The 237-nt window shown below is 64.1% G+C and carries 1 pseudogene; it reads right to left on the bottom strand.

Features of this window, described 5'->3' with window-relative positions:
• Nucleotides 1–237, bottom strand: a pseudogene (locus CVH10_RS24360) (sulfate ABC transporter substrate-binding protein); the annotation flags it as partial.

Genomic DNA, 237 nt, shown 5'->3' with positions numbered 1-237 from the left:
ATCTGGTCGAAGATGCCGCCGTCGCCGAAGTGTTCCGGCTGCACCCTGGACCAACCGCCGAAATGCGAGATGTCCACCAGCTCGACCTTGGGGAAGCGGGCCACGTCCTCGGGCGCCGCGGCCGAGCTGTCCCAGGCGCGATTATAGTTCTTGAAGGCCAGCGCCTGGCCCTGCGGCGAATACAGGAAGTTCAGGTAGCCCTCGGCCAGCTTGCGCTGTTCGTCATTGGCGATGTTG

Origin of the sequence: Halomonas sp. ND22Bw (assembly GCF_003011945.1) — a bacterium.
GTDB lineage: Bacteria > Pseudomonadota > Gammaproteobacteria > Pseudomonadales > Halomonadaceae > Halomonas > Halomonas halophila.
This window is presented reverse-complemented; position numbering and strand designations above follow the sequence as displayed.